Raw genomic sequence first — 4,574 nt, forward strand, 5'->3', positions numbered from 1 at the left:
GAAGAAGAAGCTGAAAAGATTGCGAAGGCATTGCAAGCGTATGTAGGGAAAAATAAAGAGAAGATTTTGAATCATGATATGGTTGTAAAAGAAAAAAAGAAAGCAGCAGCTGAAGTGGCTGTTTCTGAAGAGTAAGGATTCGTAGAAGCCTATGATGAAATGTTTATATTGTGATTCAGAAAATAATTCTATAGATCAAGCATGTTCAGTTTGTGGAGCACCTTTATATACAAAGCGTCCTCAACTTAAAGAATATGTGAGTTTAGAAGATTCGGCTTTGTCATTCCAAGAGCTTCAACGTTTTCATACGTATGACTTGTTAATCTTACTTCGATTGGTTAGAGAAGAGCGTTCAAAAAGCTACAATTTAATGAGAACGGTTCAGAAAGCGCCAGAGGGGATTGAGATTGATAAAAGTATCATAGAGTTCGGAGAAAGCGAATATCGCCTTTATACGGCTCGTATGAAGCTCATAGAGGGTCTTTTGGTAGACCGGATGGGGTATAAGCCTAAGCGAGTGGATGATAAGCTGCTTACAGCGTTAAAACATCGAATGGACTCGAAATAAGGTTGCATTTATGAAAGATTTGGTAGAAAATTAGACATAAGAAAAGCCCTCAAGTTTTGGATGACAGGAGGACTTTTCTAAGCAAATATACAAGAAGGGGTTAACCTTCTGTTATTTATATTGTGATAATTATATTATAACATAATTAGGTTGATTCCTTCTACAAAAATTGGAGGAATTTAAAAGTGGCTAAAAACATCGTTAATTTTAAAGAGGCTGAGAAAAATGCTCTCAGTAGAGATTTTGATTTAGAGAAAATTAAGTATGCTTTGGATCATGGAGGAGTTACAAAAGAAGATTTAGAAGAGGCAATGGGCTTATTAAGTAAAGCAACTGGTAAAGATCTTTATGTAGGAACTAAACGTTCTCCTCAATCGAAAGTGAGGTTTGCTCAATCTATGCAAAATAATTTAGGGTTCTTATATAAACAAGACTATGTAACTAATAAAGAAAAAGTATTTCTCACTGATATAATTCCATACATAGCTTTTTCGAGTAACTGTATTGTTCATGATATCAAAGAAAAAAATCCTGTTCCTGCGAATATTTCTGAGATTGCTAAATTAATAGGTATTACGCGTCAGAATACTAGTTTAGCCGTTAATTCTTTGGTTAAAAAAGGATTATTATTTAAAGGAGATTCAGGAGTTGAAGGTAATAATGCAAAGGCTTATGCTATCTTTGTAAATCCGCATATTATATATGCAGGTGATAAAGATAATGTAAATGAGGCTTTAAAGGTCATGTTTCATAAAGCAATGAAGATGAAAGTCCTAAAAGATTTACCAGATAAATTATTTTAATAGAAAACGTAGTGATTATTCTCGATCACTGCGTTTTTTTTATATTTCGTGTGTCTCGTTTTCGAGACGCAAGTGTCTCGAAAACGAGACACACGAAAACCCTTATAAACCTTGATATATAAGGGTTTATAAGGGTTTTTTTTTTATTTCTCTTCTCACTCTATATTTAATAACAATTCGCCACTCGAATTGCAAGGGTCTTTTTATATTTTTTCGTTAGAAAAATAAAAGCCTAAAGGCTAAAAAAGCCGTCTTAAGACGGCCAGCTTTAGAACTATATTAAACCTTCTAATGAACAGGAGAACAACTCTTGTTCTTCATAAGAACAACCTTATATTAACTTGTATAAATGTGATTTCTGAACTGAACCCTTTCTGTTGATTTTATATGTTAGTAAGAGAATAAAGAGGAGAATACTATTCTAAATCGAAAACATTGTTAGAATAGCCTATATAATAAAGAATTATATGTATTAAGAATAGGTGGTGAACACATGTCTGAACAAATAAATGAAGTAGTTTATTTAGGTGGAGAAGTAGCAAAATCGTTAGGAATAGCTCGTAGTTCTCTTACTAAATATTGTATTGCTTTAGAAAACAAAGACTACAAATTTATCAGAGGTTCTAATAATTCTAGGGCGTTTAGAAGTAAAGATCTTCTCTTACTGCAAAGAATGAAAGATTTGATACAAGACAAAGGTATGACTATGGAAACAGCTGTGAATGTAGTGTTATCAATGCTTCCAGAAGAGGAGAGAATAGGTGCTATTCTCGATGAGAACAAGGTAATGACTCCTGAAACTACGTCTAAAGAACAAAAAGAGAACACTCAAATTTCTCTTCTTATGGATAAATTAGAATACATTGATGAAATATCTGATAGGTTAAATTCAATGGAAAAAGAACTTAAGGATATTAAAACCCAAAATAAGATTTTACAAGATCAAAATTATGAATTAAGAACAACTGTTGAAACAAGTTCAAATAAAAGAGATGAAAATCTTTTATCACTGATCCGTGAAGTTCAAGATACTAAAAAAATGATAGCAGCTTCTCAAGAAAAAAAGTGGTGGGAGTTTTGGAAATGAAGGAATAAGAAAGCTCATAATCATAATATTGTGAGCTTTCTTATGTGTGATTTTTAGATAAAATAAATATCGCTGAGTATTTGACTAGATTTTGGAGTTAATGTATATTGATAGCAGCAAAAATTCTGCTTTATTTTACAAGCTAAAGAAGAGGTTAATATTTAAAATGAGTAAAAGTAAAATCACAGCAATTGTATTTATCATCTTATTTGTAATATCACTGGTTGTAATTGGTTATTTAACTTATCAAAAATTGTCAGTAGGTAATTTAAAAGAGAGAGAAGAAGTTCTTTCTGCTGTATCAATGCATTTATCCGAAGAAGGATATAAAAATGATGATATAAAAGAAATTGGGATAGATTATAATTTCTTAAAAGGTGGAAGCATTCCTTATAAGGTATATGTTGTATTTAAAAAGGATCCTAAAAACACTTATTATTATGGGTGGAAGAGTTATAACAAAGATGGAATCGTAAAAGATGGTAAAAATAATTATTAAAAAAGAGACTACTGTATGTAGTCTCTTTTTTTGATTTCTCACCAGTTGAATGATTTTACTGTAGAATATCCGTTCATGCTTTCATATTTACCAATGTAATCATAAGGCATGATATAGCTTGGGATTACTTTTTTAACTGGTTTAGTAGCTAAGCCATAGAAAGTAACACCTGCGCCATAATAGTAAGATTGCCATACAATTTCAGAACAATACAGCTTTGTTCTATCCTTTGGATTAGGCGTTAATCCGTAAGGGTGAGTTTTATATGCGCCTTTATAGGGGTCTCACCAACATTTAGCGGAAAACATACGCTAAGCAGATTTCGATAAGTAAATTACGGCCTTTTATACGTTTAGACATTAAATTCGTTCACAAACTTAATATTTTAATAATTATTGAACATTGATTATTGAACGAGTTAATGGACACTTCCGAAGGGAAGAAACACTTATAAATCCTTTAATGACAAGGTGTTCAGCAACTCAAGATTTTCTGAACAATTCCTTAGCGTATGTTTTCAGCGTTTCGTTGGTGGGACCTCTTATAGTAATTATTGTAGGCATATGTTCCAGCTTTTTGCGCTGAAGCAGATGATTTATATCTTACTACTTTAGTTGCTTTATAGTTATTAAGAAACCACTCAACGGAGTGTCTAGCTGGAGTATGTCCATAGCCTGCTATATGTATCATATTTGCACCTGTCTGGTCTACAATGGCGGAGTGTCCTGCTATTCCATCTGAACTTGTACTTTTTGTAATTAAAATGTCCCCAGGCTTAAAATTAAATCCTTTTACAGTAGCTGCCTGTGCTTGTGATGAAAATCCAAGCGAAAGAATTAAGGCAAAAGATAGAAAACTTAAAACATAAAATAATTCCTTTTTCTTGAAAAAACTCATGATGATTCTCCTTTATTATGAAATTCTAGTATATTTTAGCATAAAATGAGGAGATAAAAGGTAATTTTTTAGAAAACATTTCTAAAAGATAACAAAATAAAAAGCCACCTCTTGAGTGTATGGTAAGAGAGGCGGCTTTTTATATTAAGGGTTTTGACAACATTACAAATCATAAAAGTAGTCAGAATAATTGTACAACAAATTTATAAATAAGGCAATATAGGACAACCTTGAGCATATGTATAAAAGGTGCACTTCTTATACATTGTTTTATTTGATTTGATCAATAGAATGCCTATTCTATCAACGATGTATAAAAAGTTGCATAAAAGAGAAAAAGAGAACTTCTTCGAACCCTTGGGGCGTAAGGGTTCTTTTTTGGTGTGTGTTCCGGAAAGAGGTATTATGTAAACTGATTTTGTATATGGTATACATTAATTACAACCACTTTATAACGGAAATAGTAATTTCATAATGTAGTCATAAAACAGCCCTATAAATACGATGCAGCCTAACGTTAAAAAAGCACTCCAAAGGAATATAAAATACTTTTTCTTTACTATGTAGCAATATAGGCTTAAAAACGAAAAGATAATAAATAAAAAACCCAAACTCACAAATAGCCATCCACCTAAGCTATGATTAGACATAAAAAACTGAGCTTTTATTAAGATACTAAAGGTTAAGATCATAACTAAAATAAAAGCTACTACAAAAAAG

At 31.6% G+C, this 4,574-nt stretch carries 6 protein-coding genes; 5 read left to right on the forward strand and 1 reads right to left on the reverse strand.

Annotation, left to right across the window (positions count from 1 at the left end; translation table 11 throughout):
- The 5 genes from PH235_RS14615 to PH235_RS14415 all read left to right on the forward strand — a co-directional run.
- A partial coding sequence (locus tag PH235_RS14615) for an NIP7 pre-PUA domain-containing protein (protein WP_443080896.1) occupies positions 1-135 on the forward strand: 135 nt, incomplete at its 5' end.
- Between the two features lie 16 nt (positions 136-151).
- On the forward strand, positions 152-568 hold the full coding sequence (locus PH235_RS14400) for a hypothetical protein (protein ID WP_272162950.1): 417 nt from the start codon (positions 152-154) through the stop codon (positions 566-568).
- A gap of 185 nt (positions 569-753) precedes the next feature.
- Positions 754-1,371 carry a MarR family transcriptional regulator gene (locus PH235_RS14405; RefSeq protein ID WP_100348231.1) on the forward strand — a complete coding sequence of 206 codons (618 nt, stop codon included), beginning with the start codon at positions 754-756 and terminating at the stop codon, positions 1,369-1,371.
- Between the two features lie 493 nt (positions 1,372-1,864).
- Positions 1,865-2,458 carry a DUF3967 domain-containing protein gene (locus tag PH235_RS14410; RefSeq protein WP_272162951.1) on the forward strand — a complete coding sequence of 198 codons (594 nt, stop codon included), beginning with the start codon at positions 1,865-1,867 and terminating at the stop codon, positions 2,456-2,458.
- Between the two features lie 166 nt (positions 2,459-2,624).
- The gene (locus PH235_RS14415; RefSeq protein WP_100348233.1) at positions 2,625-2,957 is read left to right on the forward strand and encodes a DUF3139 domain-containing protein; all 333 of its coding nucleotides are present in this window, start codon (positions 2,625-2,627) and stop codon (positions 2,955-2,957) included.
- A 504-nt stretch (positions 2,958-3,461) separates the two neighbouring features.
- On the opposite strand, the gene PH235_RS14420 is transcribed toward PH235_RS14415, so the two are convergent.
- Positions 3,462-3,854: a hypothetical protein gene (locus tag PH235_RS14420; protein WP_272162952.1), complete on the reverse strand. Its 393-nt coding sequence runs from the start codon at positions 3,852-3,854 to the stop codon at positions 3,462-3,464.
- Positions 3,855-4,574 lie beyond the last annotated feature (720 nt).

The sequence above is a fragment of the Trichococcus sp. K1Tr genome (assembly GCF_028309625.1).
Lineage (GTDB): Bacteria > Bacillota > Bacilli > Lactobacillales > Aerococcaceae > Trichococcus.

Bases quoted from the DNA above. Each gene is read 5' to 3' on its own strand.
- PH235_RS14410 (WP_272162951.1), top strand. From the start codon at position 1,865: ATGTCTGAACAAATAAATGAAGTAGTTTATTTAGGTGGAGAAGTAGCA.
- PH235_RS14400 (WP_272162950.1), top strand. From the start codon at position 152: ATGATGAAATGTTTATATTGTGATTCAGAAAATAATTCTATAGATCAA.
- PH235_RS14415 (WP_100348233.1), top strand. From the start codon at position 2,625: ATGAGTAAAAGTAAAATCACAGCAATTGTATTTATCATCTTATTTGTA.
- PH235_RS14420 (WP_272162952.1), bottom strand. From the start codon at position 3,854: ATGAGTTTTTTCAAGAAAAAGGAATTATTTTATGTTTTAAGTTTTCTA.